Origin of the sequence: Pseudomonas parakoreensis (genome assembly GCF_021602155.1) — a bacterium.
In the GTDB taxonomy this organism is placed as follows: domain Bacteria; phylum Pseudomonadota; class Gammaproteobacteria; order Pseudomonadales; family Pseudomonadaceae; genus Aquipseudomonas; species Aquipseudomonas parakoreensis.
Window position 1 is genome coordinate 330661 of record NZ_BQHY01000001.1, and the last position, 18127, is coordinate 348787.

Annotated in this window: 16 protein-coding genes; 10 read left to right on the forward strand and 6 right to left on the reverse strand. The window is 60.9% G+C overall.

Annotated elements, in window-relative coordinates; all coding sequences use genetic code 11:
- Window positions 1-190: 190 nt before the first annotated feature.
- The 3 genes from L6D63_RS01370 to rpmE form a co-directional block, all read right to left on the reverse strand.
- Entirely contained in the window at window positions 191-1459 is a 1269-nt protein-coding gene (locus L6D63_RS01370) for a malic enzyme-like NAD(P)-binding protein (protein WP_041074924.1), read from the reverse strand.
- Window positions 1460-1642: 183 nt separating this feature from the next.
- Window positions 1643-2425: a thermonuclease family protein gene (locus tag L6D63_RS01375; protein WP_131670926.1), complete on the reverse strand. Its 783-nt coding sequence runs from the start codon at window positions 2423-2425 to the stop codon at window positions 1643-1645.
- Window positions 2426-2466: 41 nt separating this feature from the next.
- A complete protein-coding gene (gene rpmE / locus L6D63_RS01380) occupies window positions 2467-2682 on the reverse strand; it encodes a 50S ribosomal protein L31 (RefSeq protein WP_041074926.1) in 216 nt (71 codons plus the stop codon).
- A 289-nt stretch (window positions 2683-2971) separates the two neighbouring features.
- Here rpmE and L6D63_RS01385 point away from each other — a divergent pair, with 289 nt between their 5' ends.
- The 10 genes from L6D63_RS01385 (at window position 2972) to L6D63_RS01430 (ending at window position 15965) form a co-directional block, all read left to right on the forward strand.
- Window positions 2972-5191 (forward strand): primosomal protein N', encoded by a 2220-nt coding sequence (locus L6D63_RS01385; RefSeq protein WP_047290888.1) that lies wholly within the window; start codon window positions 2972-2974, stop codon window positions 5189-5191.
- Between the two features lie 214 nt (window positions 5192-5405).
- A complete protein-coding gene (gene argS, locus L6D63_RS01390) occupies window positions 5406-7142 on the forward strand; it encodes an arginine--tRNA ligase (RefSeq protein WP_131670925.1) in 1737 nt (578 codons plus the stop codon).
- A 1-nt stretch (window position 7143) separates the two neighbouring features.
- Entirely contained in the window at window positions 7144-7851 is a 708-nt protein-coding gene (locus L6D63_RS01395) for an SPOR domain-containing protein (RefSeq protein WP_041074932.1), read from the forward strand.
- 289 nt (window positions 7852-8140) lie between these two features.
- On the forward strand, window positions 8141-8671 hold the full coding sequence (gene hslV / locus L6D63_RS01400; RefSeq protein ID WP_007968352.1) for an ATP-dependent protease subunit HslV: 531 nt from the start codon (window positions 8141-8143) through the stop codon (window positions 8669-8671).
- A 55-nt stretch (window positions 8672-8726) separates the two neighbouring features.
- The gene (gene hslU / locus L6D63_RS01405; RefSeq protein ID WP_047290886.1) at window positions 8727-10064 is read left to right on the forward strand and encodes an ATP-dependent protease ATPase subunit HslU; all 1338 of its coding nucleotides are present in this window, start codon (window positions 8727-8729) and stop codon (window positions 10062-10064) included.
- 119 nt (window positions 10065-10183) lie between these two features.
- Complete coding sequence (locus L6D63_RS01410) at window positions 10184-10561, forward strand: gamma-butyrobetaine hydroxylase family protein (protein ID WP_095667750.1); 378 nt, start codon at window positions 10184-10186, stop codon at window positions 10559-10561.
- 257 nt (window positions 10562-10818) lie between these two features.
- Window positions 10819-12498: a class II poly(R)-hydroxyalkanoic acid synthase gene (gene phaC, locus L6D63_RS01415; RefSeq protein WP_041074938.1), complete on the forward strand. Its 1680-nt coding sequence runs from the start codon at window positions 10819-10821 to the stop codon at window positions 12496-12498.
- Window positions 12499-12637: 139 nt separating this feature from the next.
- Window positions 12638-13492 (forward strand): poly(3-hydroxyalkanoate) depolymerase, encoded by an 855-nt coding sequence (gene phaZ, locus L6D63_RS01420; protein WP_041074940.1) that lies wholly within the window; start codon window positions 12638-12640, stop codon window positions 13490-13492.
- A gap of 139 nt (window positions 13493-13631) precedes the next feature.
- Window positions 13632-15314 (forward strand): class II poly(R)-hydroxyalkanoic acid synthase, encoded by a 1683-nt coding sequence (gene phaC / locus L6D63_RS01425; protein ID WP_047290884.1) that lies wholly within the window; start codon window positions 13632-13634, stop codon window positions 15312-15314.
- Window positions 15315-15344: 30 nt separating this feature from the next.
- Window positions 15345-15965 carry a TetR/AcrR family transcriptional regulator gene (locus tag L6D63_RS01430; protein ID WP_047290883.1) on the forward strand — a complete coding sequence of 207 codons (621 nt, stop codon included), beginning with the start codon at window positions 15345-15347 and terminating at the stop codon, window positions 15963-15965.
- Window positions 15966-16136: 171 nt separating this feature from the next.
- On the opposite strand, the gene L6D63_RS01435 is transcribed toward L6D63_RS01430, so the two are convergent.
- From L6D63_RS01435 to L6D63_RS01445, 3 genes are all read right to left on the reverse strand, one after another.
- A complete protein-coding gene (locus L6D63_RS01435; protein ID WP_131670924.1) occupies window positions 16137-17033 on the reverse strand; it encodes a phasin family protein in 897 nt (298 codons plus the stop codon).
- 10 nt (window positions 17034-17043) lie between these two features.
- Complete coding sequence (locus L6D63_RS01440) at window positions 17044-17466, reverse strand: phasin family protein (RefSeq protein WP_041074948.1); 423 nt, start codon at window positions 17464-17466, stop codon at window positions 17044-17046.
- Between the two features lie 250 nt (window positions 17467-17716).
- Window positions 17717-17992, reverse strand: coding sequence for a polyhydroxyalkanoic acid system family protein (locus L6D63_RS01445; protein WP_003220859.1), 276 nt, complete (start codon window positions 17990-17992; stop codon window positions 17717-17719).
- Window positions 17993-18127: the final 135 nt, after the last annotated feature.

Sequence of the window (18127 nt, forward strand, 5' to 3'; positions counted from 1 at the left end):
TTTTTGTGCTTAAAAGCAAGATCAAAAGATCGCAGCCTGCGGCAGCTCCTACAGAATCGGCGCCGATCCGCGAAATCGGCCGCCACCAAGGCCAACTGTAGGAGCTGCCGCAGGCTGCGATCTTTTGATCTGCCAAACAAAAAGCCCCGACTCTCACAAGCCGGGGCTTTCGTTGAAGCGCTACAACGGCTTAGCCGTTGAACACGTCATCCACGCTTTTCAGCGGGTAGTTCTTCGGATACGGCAGGGTGGCCACACCGGTCTCGATCGCGGCTTTGGCCACAGCGTCGGAGATCAGGGTGATCAGGCGCTTGTCCATTGGCTTCGGAATGATGTACTCACGGCCGAATTCCAGCGGCGCACCACCGTAGGCGTCGCACACGTCCTGTGGCACTGGCAGTTTGGCCAGTTCGCGCAGGGCGTTGGCCGCAGCCACTTTCATTTCTTCGTTGATGCGCTTGGCGCGAACGTCCAGGGCACCACGGAAGATGAACGGGAAGCCCAGTACGTTGTTGACCTGGTTCGGGTAGTCGGAACGACCGGTGGCCATGATCACGTCGCTGCGGGTGGCGTGCGCCAGTTCCGGGGAGATTTCCGGATCCGGGTTCGAGCAGGCAAAGACAATCGGGTTGGCTGCCATCGACAGCAGGCCTTCAGCGCTCAGCAGGTTCGGACCGGACAGACCGACGAACACGTCAGCGCCTTGCAGAGCGTCAGCCAGGCTGCGCTTGTCGGTGGCGTGAGCGAATACCGCTTTGTACTGGTTCAGGTCGTCACGGCCGGAGTGGATCACACCGGTACGGTCAACCATGAAGATGTTTTCGATTTTTGCGCCCATGCTCACCAGCAACTTCATGCAGGAGATGGCCGCAGCGCCAGCGCCGAGGCAGACGATCTTGGCTTCCGGCAGGGTTTTGCCGGCGATTTCCAGGGCGTTGATCATGCCGGCAGCGGTCACGATCGCGGTGCCATGCTGGTCATCGTGGAATACCGGAATGTCGCACTGCTCGATCAGAGCGCGCTCGATCTCAAAGCACTCAGGCGCCTTGATGTCTTCCAGGTTGATGCCACCGAAGGTGATGGAGATGCGTTTTACGGTGTCGATGAAGGCCTGCGGGCTTTCGGAGTCGACTTCGATGTCGAACACGTCGATGCCGGCGAAGCGCTTGAACAGTACGCCTTTACCTTCCATTACCGGCTTGGAAGCCAGTGGGCCGAGGTTACCCAGACCCAGAATCGCGGTGCCATCGGAAATGACTGCAACCAGGTTGCCCTTGCCGGTGTATTTGTAGGCCAGTTCAGGATCGCGGGCGATCTCGCGCACTGGTTCAGCTACGCCGGGGCTGTAGGCCAGCGACAGGTCGCGGGCGGTAGCAGTGGCCTTGGTGAGCTCGACACTCAGCTTCCCTGGACGAGGATTGGCATGATATTCGAGAGCGGCAGTTTTCAGATCAGACATTTTGGCATTCCGCTTTTTACTGTTGGACAGACTGGTCAGCGAGGATACGCGCCTCGCAAAGTCCCCACAAGACTGAGCGGTCACCCCTGTCAAGCGCCCTGTCCTACGACTTTGGGCCAAGAGCCACGGCGCACAAGGGCTAGACTGTTCACAATCGATAGAAAAAATGTCTACAATTTTTCTTCAGCGCGCACTTTGCAGCATCGACGGATCGGTCAACGGCAGCAGCCAACGCGGCTGACCCGGTTTCAACCCGCCACGCCGTGAACGGTCAACGACCCAGCCGCGAGCCTCGACCTGCCTGCCTTTGAGCGACTGCAACCGGGTATTGTCGAATTGTCCGAGCAGATTGGGCGCAACGCGCAGTACAACCGAGCCCTGCAACTCGATCCAGATTCCGCCACGATTGCGCTGAACCTTGCTCACACGCCCACTGACCACGGCGAACCCCGAAGTGCGGATCTGCTGCGCTTTCAGTACAGGCGATTGGCGCCAGACCCCGCGCCCAGCGGTTCGTGCACGCTGTTCGGCGGTTTGCTGACAGGCAACCAGATCGACATTCGGTGCCACCGCCACTTGAAAACCGAGACCCTCTGCAAGCATTTGCGCTTCAAGATTGGCGCCACTTGAACTGTAGACATGCGCGAGGGTGCGACCGTAATGGTCTTTGGCCTGCTTGCCCGGCAGCAAACCGACCCGACCGCCGCTGTCCGCCACCAAAGCTTCAAGGCGCTTGCGCGCCGCCACGGCGAAGGGCTCATCACTGCGGCCCTGCTTGCCCAGTTCCGGCGTGTTGAGACCGATCATCCGCACGCTGCGTCCATCGCTCAGGCGCAGGGTGTCACCGTCGACCACGCGCTGTACCGCAACGCTACTCAGCCCTTTGGGCGCGGTGCAGAAGGCCTGGGCGCCGGACAGCCAAATCGCGGACACAAAAAAGGCGCCCACGAGGGACGCCTTTTTCATCAGCCTTGAAAAACCGCAGAGGCTTTCCAGGATGACCAATCTTACTTCTTGGCGCCGAAGGCACCGAAACGGTCGGCGAACTTCTGAACGCGACCACCGGTGTCCAGAGTCTTCTGCTTACCGGTGTAGAACGGGTGGCACTCGTTGCAAACGTCGATCGCCAGGGCTTTGCCGAAGGTCGAACGGGTTTCGAACTTGTTGCCGCAGCTGCAGGTAACAGCAACTACTGGGTAATCCGGGTGGATATCAGCTTTCATGGTGTATTCCTCAGGCTAGCGTGCCGCCACCCAACACTATTGTTGAATACCGCACGTAATTAGGCCGCGGATTCTACCAGACAATGCCAATCGCGCAAGCTGTCCCTGAGACCGACCGTCTGCTAGGCTCCCGGCCCATTGCGCTGTCCGTGTGGGAGCGAGCCTGCTCGCGAAGACGATCTATCAGCCAGCCTGTCAGCCGCCTGACACACCGCTTTCGCGAGCAGGCTCGCTCCCACAGGTTATGTACACAGTCCCTTTAATCGCCTGCTGATCGAGATCCCCCTGCGTGCCCGACGCCATTCTGCGCCTCGCCCTGCCTTCACCTCTGCGCCGCCTGTTCGACTATCGGGCCCCGGCCGGGGTGCAGCGCGCCCAGTTGCAACCGGGCATGCGCCTGCGGGTGCCATTCGGGCGACGGGAGATGATCGGGATTCTGGTCGAGGTGGCCGACACCAGCGACGTGCCGCTGGAAAAACTCAAACCGGCGCTGGCCCTGCTCGATGTCGAACCGCCGCTGCCCCCCGCGCTGTTCAAGCTGTGCCTGTGGACGTCGCAGTATTACCAGCACAGTCTCGGCGATACCTTGAGCTGGGCGCTGCCGGTGCTGCTGCGTCAGGGCGAACTGGCGGAGGCCCGTCAGGAGCGCTTCTGGTCTGTCGCGCCCGGCGCCAGCCTTGATGATCCGCGCATCGCCCGTGCGCCCCGGCAACGGGAAGCGCTGGCGACGCTGGCGCAACACCCGCACGGCGTGGCTCATCAGTTGTTGAGCAAATTGATGCTGAGCAAGGACAGCCTCGACCTGCTGCTGGCCAAGGGTCTTGTGCAAGTGGAAATCCGCCGGCACGCGCCCGGCGTGCGCCATGAACACTGGCTGGCCCAACCGGAGTTGCCACTCAACACTGAACAACGCGCCGCTTACGAAGCGATCCGCGCCGGGTTCGACAGTTATCACGCGTTTCTGCTGGCGGGCGTCACCGGCAGCGGCAAGACCGAAGTCTATTTGCAACTGATCCGCGAAACCCTCGAAGCCGGCAAGCAGGCGCTGGTGCTGATTCCCGAAATCAATCTCGGCCCGCAGACCCTGGCGCGTTTCGAGCAGCGCTTCAACGCACGCATCGCCCTGCTGCATTCGGCGGTCAACGACCGCGAGCGCCTCGACGCCTGGCTCGCCGCCCGCGACGGCGAGGCCGACATTATCATCGGCACCCGCTCGGCGCTGTTCACCCCGATGAAAAACCCGGGACTGATCATCATCGACGAAGAGCACGACGGCTCCTATAAACAGCAGGAAGGCCTGCGCTACCACGCCCGGGATCTGGCGCTGGTGCGTGCGCGGCAGGAAAACATCCCGATCGTCCTCGGCTCCGCCACGCCTTCGCTGGAAAGCCTGCACAACGCCTACACCGGTCGCTATGGCCTGCTGCGCCTCAACGAGAGGGCCGGCGGCGCCAGGCAACCACGTTTCCTGCGGCTGGACGTGAAAAGCCGTCCGCTGGACAGCGGCATTTCCGGGCCGATGCAACAAGCCATCGGCCAGACCCTCGCCGCCGGCCAGCAGGTGCTGGTGTTCCTCAACCGGCGTGGATTTGCGCCGACGTTGCTGTGCCACGATTGCGGCTGGATGTCCGAGTGCTCGCGCTGCGACGCGCGAATGACCGTGCACCAACGCTACGGCGAACTGCGCTGCCACCACTGTGGCAACGTCGAGCGCACGCCGCGCCAATGCCCCAAGTGCAATAAAGTCGATCTGCGCCCGGTCGGCGCCGGCACCGAACGCGCCGAAGAACGCCTGGCGATTCTGTTCCCGGATTACCCGGTGCTGCGCGTTGACCGTGACAGTACCTCGCGCAAGGACGCGATGAATCAGTTGTTCGCGACGATTCAGAAGGGACAGCCGTGCATTCTGGTCGGCACGCAAATGTTGGCCAAGGGGCATCACTTCCCTCGGGTTACGCTGGTGTCGATTCTGGATGCCGACGGCGGACTGTTCTCCGGCGACTTCCGCGCCAGCGAGCGTATGGCGCAATTGATCGTGCAGGTGGCCGGGCGCGCCGGACGGGCGGAAGAGCCGGGCAAGGTGATCATCCAGACCCACCTGGCCGACCATCCTTTATTGGTGCAATTGACCGAGCAGGGCTACTTCGCCTTTGCCGAACAGGCGCTGAGCGAGCGCCGCGCTGCGGGACTGCCGCCGTTTTCACACTTGGCCCTGTTGCGTGCCGAAGCGCACAAACCGGGGCAGGCCGAAAGTTTCCTCGATGAGGCATGCAGCGCCGCCGAGCGTTTGCTGGCCGAGCAGAAGCTGGGCGGGATCGAACTGCTCGGGCCGGTGCCGGCGCCGATGGAGCGCCGCGCCGGTCGCTATCGGGCGCAGCTGTTGGTGCAGGCGGCAGCGCGGGCACCGCTGCATCGACTGCTCGCCAGCTGGTTGCTGGAATTGGAGCAGATGCCGAGCGGGCGGGCGGTGCGCTGGTCGCTGGATGTCGATCCGGTCGATTTGTACTAGCAGATCAAAAGATCGCAGCCTGCGGCAGCTCCTACAGAATCGAGCGTGTTTCCCTGTAGGAGCTGCCAGAGGCTGCGATCTTTTGCTTTTAATGTCACCACATATCCACATCCTGCCTGCTAAGGTTGGCAAGCCCGTCTTCGCAACGGATAATGCCCAGTTTTTCCACCCGCGCATCGATGCGCCGCCGCGCTTGCGGTCGAAAGAGAAGACCATGAAAGACACCATTCGCCAGCTGATCCAACAAGCCCTCACCCAACTCGTCAACGAAGGTGTGTTGCCTGAAGGCCTGACGCCGGCGATTCAGGTGGAGAACGCCCGTGACAAGACCCACGGCGACTTCGCCAGCAACATCGCCATGATGCTGGCCAAGCCTGCGGGCATGAAGCCGCGCGATCTGGCGGAGAAAATCATCGCCGCGCTGCCGGCCGACGAGAACGTCACCAAGGCCGAAATCGCCGGTCCAGGCTTCATCAATTTCTTCCAGAACACCCAGGCGCTGGCCTCGCGCCTTGACGCCGCCCTGGCTGACGCACATGTTGGCGTGCGCAAGGCCGGCCCGGCGCAGCGCACCGTGGTCGACCTGTCGGCGCCGAACCTGGCCAAAGAGATGCACGTCGGCCACTTGCGCTCGACCATCATTGGCGACGGCGTGGCCCGTGTGCTCGAGTTCCTCGGCGACGAAGTGATCCGCCAGAACCACGTGGGCGACTGGGGCACCCAGTTCGGCATGCTGATGGCTTACCTGCAGGAAAACCCGATCACCAGCGATGAGCTGTCGGATCTGGAAAACTTCTACCGCGCCGCCAAGCAGCGTTTCGACGAATCCGAAGAATTCGCCGACCGCGCCCGTGGTCTGGTGGTCAAGCTGCAGGCCGGCGATGCCGAATGCCTGGCGCTGTGGACCCGGTTCAAGGACATCTCGCTGTCGCACTGCCAGAAGATCTACGAACTGCTCAACGTCAAACTGACCATGGCCGACGTGATGGGCGAAAGCGCCTACAACGACGACCTGATCAACGTGGTCAACGATCTCAAAGCCGCGGGCATGCTGGTCGAGAGCAACGGCGCCCAGTGCGTGTTCCTCGACGAGTTCAAGAACGCCGACGGCGATCCGCTGCCAGTGATCATCGTCAAGGCTGACGGCGGCTACCTGTACGCCACCACTGACCTGGCAGCCGTGCGCTACCGTTCTGGCAAACTGAAAGCTGATCGCGCGCTGTACTTCGTCGACCAGCGTCAGGCCCTGCACTTCCAGCAAGTGTTCGCCGTGGCGCGCAAGGCCGGTTTCGTGACCCATCCGATGGAAATGGAACACATGGGCTTCGGCACCATGAACGGCGCCGATGGCCGTCCGTTCAAGACCCGTGATGGCGGCACCGTGAAGCTGATCGACCTGCTGACCGAAGCGCAGGAACGTGCCTACAACCTGGTGAAAGAAAAGAACCCGGAGCTGGCCGAAGACGAACTGCGCAACATCGCCAAGGTCGTAGGCATCGGTGCGGTGAAATACGCCGACCTGTCCAAGCACCGCACCAGCGACTACAGCTTCAACTTCGACTTGATGCTGAATTTCGAAGGCAACACCGCGCCGTATCTGCTGTACGCCTACACTCGCGTGGCCGGTGTGTTCCGCAAACTGGGCAAGGACTTCAGCGAAGTCGACGGCCAGATCGTTCTCGAAGCCGAGCACGAACACGAGCTGGCGGCAAAACTGGCGCAGTTCGCCGAAGTGCTGAACAACGTCGCGGAAAAAGGCACGCCGCACATCCTCTGCACTTATCTGTATGACGTCGCCTGTCTGTTCTCCAGCTTCTACGAGAACTGCCCGATCCTCGCCGCCGAGACGCCGGCCCAGATGCAGAGCCGTCTGCGCCTGGCCGCGCTGACCGGTCGTACTCTCAAGCAAGGCCTGGAACTGCTGGGCCTGGAAACTCTGGAGCGCATGTAAGTTGGCTGCCAAGAAAAAACCTGCACCCAAGCGTGGCGCCAGCCGTTATCAAGCTCCTGCAAAGCAACCGATTCCGGGCTGGCTGTGGATGGCCATCGGCCTGACGGTCGGTGCGTTCATCGTATTCCTGATGAAACTGGAGCCGGGCAAGGGCAGCGACACGGTCAAGCGCGAGAAAGTCGAGCAGGCGCAACAGCAGAAAGCGTCGAAGATCGCCGAGGCCAACAAGACCCCGCCGAGCCCGACGCAACCGGTGAAGCCGAAGTACGACTTCTACACCCTGCTGCCGGAATCGGAAGTAATCGTGCCGCCGGACGCCGTGCCGGAGAAAACCCTGCCGACGCCACAAGTGCCAACCACGCCGGTCACCCCGGCGGAAGCGGCGAAGATCGATACCGCGCGGGCGCAGGCTGCGCTGTCGGGGATTACCCCGCCGCCAGCGCCACCGGTGGCGAAAGCGGCGCCGGTGACCAAGTTCTTCCTCCAGGCCGGTTCGTTCCGCAAAGAGGCGGACGCGGACAAGGTGCGGGCGCAGATCATTCTGCTGGGCCAGGCTGTTTCGGTTGAGTCGGGCACGGTGAAGGATGAAACCTGGTACCGCGTACTCGTTGGCCCGTTCAGCAACCGCGAACAGCTGACCACCGCACAGAAACAACTGGCGGGCAGTGGCTTCAGCAACCTGTTGTTACAACAACGCCAGAGCCGCTGACCTCTCGCCGAACGTAAATCGTTCGGCGGACTTTGTGGCGAGGGAGCTTGCTCCCGCTGGGGCGCGAAGTGCCCCTAAAGCCTGTAAATCCGGTGCATCAGACAGACCGGGATTGCGGGTTTACGACTGCTGCGCAGCCGAGCGGGAGCAAGCTCCCTCGCCACAGAGATTTGCACCACCCCTTCATCACCGCTCGTCCCCTCTCTGCGCCCCCGGTTGAAATCCTCTCCAGCACCCCCATATGAATGGGCATAAGGCATTTTCGCCCCGCTGCGTGGAGACTCTTCCCTTGACCACCATCGTTTCAGTCCGCCGCCACGGCAAAGTCGTCATGGGCGGCGACGGCCAGGTTTCTCTCGGCAATACCGTGATGAAAGGCAACGCGAAGAAAGTTCGTCGCCTGTACCACGGCCAGGTCATCGCCGGTTTCGCCGGTGCCACCGCCGACGCCTTCACCCTGTTCGAACGCTTCGAAGGCCAGCTCGAGAAACACCAGGGCCACCTGATCCGCGCCGCTGTCGAACTCGCCAAAGAATGGCGCACCGACCGCTCCCTGAGCCGCCTCGAAGCCATGCTCGCGGTCGCCAACAAGGACGCCTCGCTGATCATCACCGGCAACGGTGACGTGGTCGAACCCGAAGACGGCCTGATTGCCATGGGTTCCGGCGGCGCCTACGCGCAAGCTGCGGCCAGCGCGCTGCTGAAAAAGACCGACCTGTCGGCCCGTGAGATCGTCGAAACCGCCCTCGGTATCGCCGGCGACATCTGTGTATTCACCAACCACACTCAGACCATTGAGGAGCAGGATCTCGCTGAATAAGCCTGACGCGGCCTAAGTGCCACGGCTTGTTTCTGCTTGAGGACCGTCAATTACTATGTCCATGACTCCCCGCGAAATCGTCCACGAACTCAACCGCCATATCATCGGCCAGGACGATGCCAAGCGCGCCGTCGCGATTGCCCTGCGCAACCGCTGGCGCCGCATGCAGCTGCCTGAAGAGCTGCGCGTTGAAGTGACCCCGAAAAACATTCTGATGATCGGTCCGACCGGTGTCGGTAAAACCGAAATCGCCCGTCGTCTGGCGAAGCTGGCCAACGCGCCGTTCATCAAGGTCGAAGCGACCAAATTCACCGAAGTCGGCTACGTTGGCCGTGACGTCGAATCGATCATCCGTGATCTGGCCGACGCCGCGATCAAGATGCTCCGCGAGCAGGAAATGACTCGCGTGCGTCATCGTGCCGAAGACGCTGCCGAGGACCGTATCCTCGACGCACTGCTGCCACCGGCACGCATGGGCTTCAGTAACGAAGAAACCCCGAGCAGCGATTCCAACACCCGTCAGCTGTTCCGCAAGCGCCTGCGTGAAGGTCAGCTGGACGACAAGGAAATCGAGATCGAAGTCGCCGAAGTGGCCGGCATCGAGATCGCTACACCACCTGGCATGGAAGAAATGACCAGCCAGCTGCAGAACCTGTTCGCCAACATGGGCAAGGGCAAGAAGAAAGCCCGCAAGCTCAAGGTCAAAGAAGCGCTGAAACTGGTGCGCGACGAAGAGGCCGGGCGTCTGGTCAACGAAGAAGAGCTGAAGGCCAAGGCGCTGGAAGCGGTCGAGCAACACGGCATCGTGTTCATCGACGAAATCGACAAGGTCGCCAAACGCGGTAATGTCGGCGGCGCCGATGTCTCCCGTGAAGGCGTACAGCGCGACCTGCTGCCGCTGATCGAAGGCTGCACCGTCAACACCAAGCTGGGCATGGTCAAGACCGACCACATCCTGTTCATCGCCTCCGGTGCGTTCCACCTGAGCAAGCCGAGCGATCTGGTGCCTGAGCTGCAAGGGCGTCTGCCGATCCGTGTCGAACTCAAGGCGCTGAGCCCGGAAGACTTCGAGCGCATCCTCAGCGAGCCGCACGCATCGCTCACCGAGCAATACTGCGCGCTGCTGAAGACTGAAGGCCTGAACATCCAGTTCCAGCCGGAAGGCATCAAGCGTCTGGCGGAGATCGCCTGGCAGGTCAACGAGAAGACCGAGAACATCGGTGCCCGTCGTCTGCACACGCTGCTTGAGCGTCTGCTGGAAGAGGTGTCGTTCAGTGCCGGCGACCTGGCCAGCGCGCATGACGACCAGCCGATCCTGATCGACGCTGCGTACGTCAACAGCCATCTGGGCGAATTGGCGCAGAACGAAGACCTGTCCCGTTATATCCTGTAGGTCACTCTTCCCTGTAGGAGCTGCCGCAGGCTGCGATCTTTTGATCTTGAAAAGCAAAATCAAAAGATCGCAGCCTGCGGCAGCTCCTACAGGGGTTCATCACAGTCGGATGACCTGCAATGACCACGATCCCCACCGACATCAAACTGCACAAAGCCTCGAAAACCCTGACGCTCAAGTACGCGTCCGGCGAGGAGTACACCCTGCCCGCCGAATTTCTGCGCGTGCACTCTCCCTCCGCCGAGGTCCAGGGCCACGGCAAACCGATCCTGCAATTCGGCAAGCTCAATGTCGGCCTCACCGGCCTGGAACCGGCCGGTCACTACGCACTGAAACTGACCTTCGACGACGGTCACGACAGCGGCTTGTTCACCTGGGATTACCTCTACGAGCTGGGGCGACGTTATGACGCACTCTGGGCCGATTATCTGGCCGAGCTCAAAGCCGCCGGAAAAACCCGCGATCCGGACCAGTCGATTGTCAAGCTGATGCTCTAGTCCGAGACTCTTGCTCTTTAGAGGGCATTTTCTAAATTCATCTGTTTGAATGCTGCGCCTGGCGGTCGAGGATCGGCTGCTTGCGAAAAAAATTAAACTCGGGTAACCAATGGAGCTGGCAAGTTCCCTGCAGTGCTCTATGAACTGTAAAGCAGCTATGCAGAATTAACGGTCACCCGAGCAGTAGTACCTGGCATTGGCTGTGGAACTGCACAGCTGAAACCGGGTACTCGTCTCAGGACAATGGAGCGTCGTAGATGAGTAACAAGAATAACGATGACCTGAAGTACCAAGCCTCGGAAAACACCCTGGGGCTTAATCCCGTCGTTGGGCTACGCGGAAAGGATCTGCTGGCCTCTGCTCGAATGGTGCTGACCCAGGCCATCAAACAACCGATCCATAGCGTCAAGCACGTCACCCATTTCGGCCTCGAACTGAAGAACGTGCTGTTCGGCAAATCCGAACTGCAACCGGCCAGCGATGACCGTCGCTTCGTTGACCCGGCGTGGAGTCAGAACCCGCTCTACAAACGTTATCTGCAAACTTACCTGGCGTGGCGCAAGGAGCTCCATTCCTGGATCGACGACAGCAGCCTGTCGCCCAAAGACATCGCGCGCGGCCACTTCGTGATCAACCTGATGACCGAAGCCATGGCCCCGACCAATACCGCCGCCAACCCGGCGGCGGTCAAACGCTTCTTCGAGACCGGCGGCAAAAGCCTGCTCGACGGCCTCTCGCATCTGGCCAAGGATCTGGTGCACAACGGCGGCATGCCGAGCCAGGTCAACATGGGCGCGTTCGAGGTCGGCAAGAGCCTGGGCGTGACCGAAGGCGCGGTGGTGTTTCGCAACGACGTGCTGGAACTGATCCAGTACAAGCCGATCACCGAGCAAGTCCACGAGCGCCCTCTGCTCGTGGTGCCGCCACAGATCAACAAGTTCTACGTGTTCGACTTGAGCCCGGACAAGAGTCTGGCGCGCTTCTGCCTGCGCAATAACGTGCAGACCTTCATCGTCAGCTGGCGCAATCCGACCAAGGCCCAGCGCGAGTGGGGCCTGTCGACTTACATCGATGCGCTCAAGGAAGCCGTCGACGTGGTCACGGCCATCACCGGCAGCAAAGACGTGAACATGCTCGGCGCCTGCTCCGGCGGCATTACCTGCACCGCCCTGCTCGGCCACTATGCCGCGATCGGCGAGAACAAGGTCAACGCCCTCACGCTGCTGGTCAGCGTGCTCGACACCACGCTGGACAGCGACGTCGCCCTGTTCGTCGACGAGCAGACCCTGGAGACCGCCAAGCGCCACTCCTATCAGGCCGGTGTGCTCGAAGGCAAAGACATGGCCAAGGTCTTCGCGTGGATGCGCCCCAATGACCTGATCTGGAACTACTGGGTCAACAACTACCTGCTCGGCAACGAGCCGCCGGTGTTCGACATCCTGTTCTGGAACAACGATACGACTCGACTGCCCGCCGCGTTCCACGGCGACCTGATCGAGATGTTCAAAAACAACCCACTGATTCGGCCCAATGCACTGGAAGTGTGCGGCACGCCGATCGACCTCAAGCAGGTCACTGCCGACATTTTCTCGCTGGCCGGCACCAACGACCACATCACCCCGTGGAAGTCCTGCTACAAGTCGGCGCAGCTGTTTGGTGGCAAGGTCGAGTTCGTGCTGTCGAGCAGCGGGCATATCCAGAGCATCCTGAACCCGCCGGGCAACCCGAAATCGCGTTACATGACCAGCGAAGGCATGGCCGCCAATGCCGATGACTGGCAAGAAAATTCGACCAAGCACACCGATTCCTGGTGGCTGTACTGGCAGGCGTGGCAGGCCGAGCGCTCGGGCAATCTGAAGAAGGCGCCACTGAAACTGGGCAACAAGGCGTATCCGGCAGGCGAGGCCTCGCCGGGCACTTATGTACATGAGCGGTAACTGACACCTCGCCCTCCCTGTAGGAGCTGCCGCAGGCTGCGATCTTTTGATCTTGTTTTTAGAATCAAAGTCAAAAGATCGCAGCCTTCGGCAGCTCCTACAGAGGGAGCGGGATGAATTAATCCACAGGGCCTGAAGCATGCCGCAACCGTTCATTTTCCGTACCGTCGACCTGGATGGTCAGACCCTCCGCACGGCGGTACGTCCCGGCAAGCCTCATTTGACGCCTTTGCTGATTTTCAACGGCATCGGCGCCAACCTGGAGCTGGTGTTTCCATTTGTCGCGGCGCTGGACCCGGATCTGGAAGTGATCGCCTTCGACGTGCCCGGTGTCGGCGGCTCGTCGACGCCCAACCGGCCGTATCGCTTTCCCGGGCTGGCGAAGCTGACCGCGCGGATGCTCGACTACCTCGATTACGGTCAGGTCAACGTCATCGGCGTGTCCTGGGGCGGCGCGCTGGCGCAGCAGTTTGCTCACGACTACCCCGAGCGCTGCAAGAAGCTGGTGCTGGCAGCGACCGCCGCCGGTGCGGTGATGGTGCCGGGCAAACCGAAAGTGCTGTGGATGATGGCCAGTCCGCGGCGCTACATTCAGCCATCGCACGTGATCCGTATCGCCCCGCTGATCTACGGCGGCTCCTTCCGCCGCGACCCGACGCTGGCCGCCAGCCATGCCGCCAAGGTGCGTTCGGCGGGCAAGCTCGGCTACTACTGGCAGCTGTTCGCCGGCCTGGGCTGGACCAGCATTCACTGGCTGCACAAGATCCATCAGCCGACGCTGGTACTGGCCGGCGACGACGATCCGCTGATCCCGCTGATCAACATGCGCATGCTTGCCTGGCGGATTCCCAACGCCCAGTTGCACATCATCGACGACGGTCATCTGTTCCTGATCACCCGCGCCGAAGCCGTGGCGCCGATCATCATGAAATTCCTTGAGGAGGAACGCCAGCGCGCGGTGATGCATCCGCATCCGACCCCGCTGGGCGGCTGAATCACTGCGGCAGGCTTTATGCAGGGTTTTGAACAAAGTGCGCGGCAGGACGCCGCGCGGGCAGCAACCCGTAACAGCGACTATGGTGTTCTGGTTCGGTGAGTTTGTTTTTGACCTGAAGACGAAGGAGTGTTGAGTCATGCGCGACAAACCAGCGACGGGCGTTGTGCCCAGCCCCGCCGTGTTCATCAACGCACAAAGTGCGATCACCGGCCTGCGCGGCCGGGACCTGATCTCGACCTTGCGCAGCGTCGCCGCCCACGGTCTGCGCAACCCGATTCACAGCGCGAAGCACGCCTTGAAACTCGGTGGCCAACTCGGTCGCGTGCTGCTCGGCGAAACCCTGCACCCGACCAACCCGAACGACAGCCGCTTCGCTGATCCGGCATGGAGCCTCAATCCGTTCTACCGGCGCAGCCTGCAGGCCTATCTGGCCTGGCAAAAACAGGTCAAGAGCTGGATTGATGAAAGCAACATGAGCGATGACGATCGCGCCCGCGCGCACTTCGCCTTCACCTTGCTCAACGACGCGGTGGCACCGTCGAATACGCTGCTCAACCCGCTGGCAGTCAAGGAGCTGTTCAACTCCGGCGGGCACAGTCTGGTGCGCGGTCTGAGTCATCTGTTCGATGACCTGCTGCACAACGACGGCCTGCCACGCCAGGTCACCAAACAGGCATTCGAGGTCGGCAAAACCGTCGCCACCACCTCTGGCGCCGTGGTGTTTCGCAACGAGATGCTTGAGCTGATCCAGTACAAGTCGATGAGCGAAAAGCAATACGCCAAGCCGCTGCTGGTGGTGCCGCCGCAAATCAACAAGTACTACATTTTCGACCTCAGCCCGCAGAACAGCTTCGTCCAGTACGCGCTGAAAAATGGCCTGCAGACGTTCATGATCAGTTGGCGCAATCCAGACGTACGCCATCGCGAATGGGGCCTGTCGACCTACGTCGAAGCAGTGGAAGAAGCGATGAACATCTGCCGGGCGATCACCGGCGCCCGCGACGTCAACCTGATGGGCGCCTGCGCCGGTGGCCTGACCATTGCCGCCCTGCAGGGGCATTTGCAAGCCAAGCGGCAGCTGCGACGCGTCTCCAGCGCGACCTATCTGGTCAGCCTGCTCGACAGTCAGATTGAAACCCCGGCCACGCTGTTCGCCGACGAGCAAACCCTCGAAGCCGCCAAGCGCCGCTCCTATCAGAAAGGCGTGCTCGACGGGCGCGACATGGCCAAGGTCTTCGCCTGGATGCGCCCCAACGATCTGATCTGGAGCTACTTCGTCAACAATTACCTGCTGGGCAAAGAACCGCCCGCGTTCGACATCCTCTACTGGAACAACGACAACACCCGTCTGCCCGCCGCATTTCACGGCGACCTGCTGGATTTCTTCAAGCACAACCCGCTGACTCATCCGGGCGGGCTGGAAGTCTGTGGCACGCCGATCGACCTGCAGAAAGTCACCGTCGACAGCTTCAGCGTGGCCGGCATGAATGACCACATCACGCCGTGGGACGCGGTGTACCGCTCGACCCTGTTGCTTGGCGGGGAGCGGCGCTTCGTGCTGTCCAACAGTGGCCACGTGCAAAGCATCCTCAATCCGCCGAGCAACCCGAAAGCCAACTACGTCGAGAACGGCAAGCTCAGCAGCGATCCACGCGCCTGGTACTACGACGCCAAACGCGTCGACGGCAGCTGGTGGCCACAGTGGCTGGAGTGGATTCAGCAACGCTCCGGCGCCCAGCGCGAAACCACGTTCACCCTCGGCAACCCGAACTATCCACCGATGGAGGCAGCACCCGGCACCTACGTGCATGTGCGCTGACGCTTAACCGAACTTTTCTAAGAAGACTGGATGAAAACCCGCGACCGGATTCTCGAATGTGCCCTGCAACTGTTCAACGAAAAGGGTGAGCCCAACGTCTCCACCATGGAGGTTGCCAACGAAATGGGGATCAGCCCCGGCAACCTCTACTACCACTTCCACGGCAAGGAGCCGCTGATTCTCGGCCTGTTCGAGCGTTTCCAGAACGAACTGACGCCACTGCTCGACCCACCGTCGGACGTCGAGCTGGCGCCGGAGGATTACTGGCTGTTTCTGCACCTGATCGTCGAGCGCCTGGCGCAATACCGGTTTCTGTTCCAGGACCTGTCGAACCTTGCCGGGCGGCTGCCGAAACTGGCCAAAGGCATTCGTCATCTGCTCAATGCGCTCAAGCGCACCCTGGCGTCATTGCTGGCGCGGTTGAAGGCGGCAGGGCAGTTGGTCAGTGATACCCAGGCGTTGGGGCAACTGGTGGAGCAGATCACCATGACCCTGCTGTTCTCGCTGGACTATCAACGGATACTCGATCGCGAGGGTGAGGTCAGGCTGGTGGTGTACCAGATCATGATGCTGGTGGCGCCGCATCTACTGCCGCCGGTGAAAGTCGCCACCGAACGTATGGCCCTGCAGTATCTTGAAGATCACGAGTGATCCAGAATCAAAAGATCGCAGCCTGCGGCAGCTCCTACATTGGTCATGTTCGCCACCCATTTTTCGGTTTGGCAACGATTCTGTAGGAGCTGCCGCAGGCTGCGATCTTTTGATCTTCAAACAAAAACGCCCGACCTTCACAGGCCGGGCGTTTTGTTTTGCCCTGAAAAATCAGGACTGACTGGTTGGCGTCGACGGAGTCGATGCTGCAGTCGGGGTCGCTACCGGGGTCGGTGCAGCGGCGGAGTTCGACGCGCTGGCCGGGGTTGCCGGGGTTGCAGGCTTGGCTGCCGGAGCGGCCGGTTTTGGCGCGGCGGCTTTTGGCGCGGCCGGCTTTTTCACTGCCGGTTTTTTCGCCGCAGCCGGTTTGGCCGCAGGCTTGGCAGCCGGTTTTGCCGCTGCGGTTTTCGCTGCTGGCTTGGCGGCCGGTTTTGTCGCCGGTTTCGCAGCGGCTTTGGCGGCTACCGGTTTGGCTGCAGCTTTTGCTGCCGGCTTGGCGGCGGCGGTTTTCGCGGCAGGTTTGGCTGCTGCGGTTTTGGCTGCAGGCTTGGCCGCTGCTTTGGCAGCGGGTTTAGCCGCCGCTTTGGCCAGTGGCTTGGCGGCGGTTTTGGCGGCCGGTTTGGCCGCTGCGGTTTTCGCCGCGACCGGCTGGGTCTTCAGACCAGTGAGTTTCTCGATCTGCTTGGTCAGGGTTTCAACCTTGCTGTGCAGCGCTTTGACTTCATTGCGGCTCGGTACACCCAGGCGCGAAATCGCGCTGTTCAGGCGCTTGTCGAAAGCCCCTTCCAGCTCGTCCCACTTGCCCAGTGCACGATCTTTCACGCCGCTGATGCGCGACTTGGCCGACGAAGCGGAGTCCTTGGCGGCATCGACTTTCTTGCCGACTGCAGACTTGGTGAGCTTCTCGGCTTTCTCGCCGTCTTTGACCAGTGACTCGAAGAGCTTGCTGCCGTCAGTGTCGATCTTCGAGTACACGCCTAAACCAGCCAGCCAGATTTTGCGGGAGTAGTCTTCGACTTTCCCAATCCACGAGCTGCCTTCTTTATCGGTGTTCTTTTTACCAGCCATCCCGTTCTCCTTAAGATTTACGCGCGACGCGTTCGAGCAATGCCGTCAGCTCATCGAGCTTAGCAGAGAGTGTCTCAACGTCATGTTTAGACGGAATGCCGATACGATTCAAGGCACTTGCCACACGGGAGTCGAACGCCTTCTCGACCTTGTCGAGCTGAACTTCGACGCGACCTTTGAACGAGCTGACTTCACCCTTGGCTTCATCGATCTCGGCGTTGGCGGCTTCAAGTTTTTCGGTGACGGCTTTTTTGCCTTTCTTTTCAACAGTTTGACCAGCCTTGATCAACTCTTGAAAGTAGTCGCTGCCCTCTTGGCCGACCTTGGCGTAGGCACCCAGGCCTGCCAGCCAGATCTTGCGGGCATAGGATTTGACGTCGCTCAGAGCAGAAGTCGAAGCGTCGATTTTTTTCTTCAGAATGACTTTGGCCATGGTGCACCTCACGCGCAGAAGGTTTGAGGAACTGCCCGCAGATGTGTCGGGCTCAGGCACAAAGTAGGGAGAAAAATTAGAAACGGCACCCTAACAACTGACATAAACAGTCTGCAGGACAAACACGAACCCTTGTGGGAGCGGGCTTGCCCGCGATGAGGCCGGCACATCCAGAATTTCGTTATCTGACCCAACGCCATCGCGGGCAAGCCCGCTCCCACAGTGATTCGGGATTGAGAAAAAAACGCGATCAGACCAGCGCTTTATCCAGCGCCTTCTCGATCTCGGCTTTGATCATGCCGCTCATGGCCGACATCATGATGCCCAGCTCCACATCGACACGGATCGAATCGTCAGCCACATGCACCGCGCCTTTCACGCCCGAGCGCTTGAGGTTCAGGGTGTCGCCCGACCACTGCGGCTCCAGGCCATATTGATCAGAGAGTTTCTGCGCCAGCTTGTCGGCCTTCTCGCGGGCGGCTTCCTTGCCCAGGCTGTGGGCACGCTCAACACTGATTTTGGCCATTGAATGACTCCTGCTTGATGAATGGGTGTCGGTAAATCTTGACCGCGTCTGCGGCAAATCGTCCCGAAGGTTGCCCATCTTACCTTTAGCCATTCCAAGACAAAGCATGGCTTGGGGATTAGAATGTCGCGCATT

Excerpts from the sequence above, each read along its gene's own strand:
- hslU (WP_047290886.1), top strand. The coding sequence starts at position 8,727 with ATGTCCATGACTCCCCGCGAAATCGTCCACGAACTCAACCGCCATATC.
- L6D63_RS01375 (WP_131670926.1), bottom strand. The coding sequence starts at position 2,425 with ATGAAAAAGGCGTCCCTCGTGGGCGCCTTTTTTGTGTCCGCGATTTGG.
- L6D63_RS01440 (WP_041074948.1), bottom strand. The coding sequence starts at position 17,466 with ATGGCCAAAGTCATTCTGAAGAAAAAAATCGACGCTTCGACTTCTGCT.
- L6D63_RS01445 (WP_003220859.1), bottom strand. The coding sequence starts at position 17,992 with ATGGCCAAAATCAGTGTTGAGCGTGCCCACAGCCTGGGCAAGGAAGCC.
- L6D63_RS01435 (WP_131670924.1), bottom strand. The coding sequence starts at position 17,033 with ATGGCTGGTAAAAAGAACACCGATAAAGAAGGCAGCTCGTGGATTGGG.
- phaC (WP_041074938.1), top strand. The coding sequence starts at position 10,819 with ATGAGTAACAAGAATAACGATGACCTGAAGTACCAAGCCTCGGAAAAC.
- rpmE (WP_041074926.1), bottom strand. The coding sequence starts at position 2,682 with ATGAAAGCTGATATCCACCCGGATTACCCAGTAGTTGCTGTTACCTGC.
- L6D63_RS01370 (WP_041074924.1), bottom strand. The coding sequence starts at position 1,459 with ATGTCTGATCTGAAAACTGCCGCTCTCGAATATCATGCCAATCCTCGT.
- L6D63_RS01410 (WP_095667750.1), top strand. The coding sequence starts at position 10,184 with ATGACCACGATCCCCACCGACATCAAACTGCACAAAGCCTCGAAAACC.
- L6D63_RS01430 (WP_047290883.1), top strand. The coding sequence starts at position 15,345 with ATGAAAACCCGCGACCGGATTCTCGAATGTGCCCTGCAACTGTTCAAC.
- phaZ (WP_041074940.1), top strand. The coding sequence starts at position 12,638 with ATGCCGCAACCGTTCATTTTCCGTACCGTCGACCTGGATGGTCAGACC.
- argS (WP_131670925.1), top strand. The coding sequence starts at position 5,406 with ATGAAAGACACCATTCGCCAGCTGATCCAACAAGCCCTCACCCAACTC.
- phaC (WP_047290884.1), top strand. The coding sequence starts at position 13,632 with ATGCGCGACAAACCAGCGACGGGCGTTGTGCCCAGCCCCGCCGTGTTC.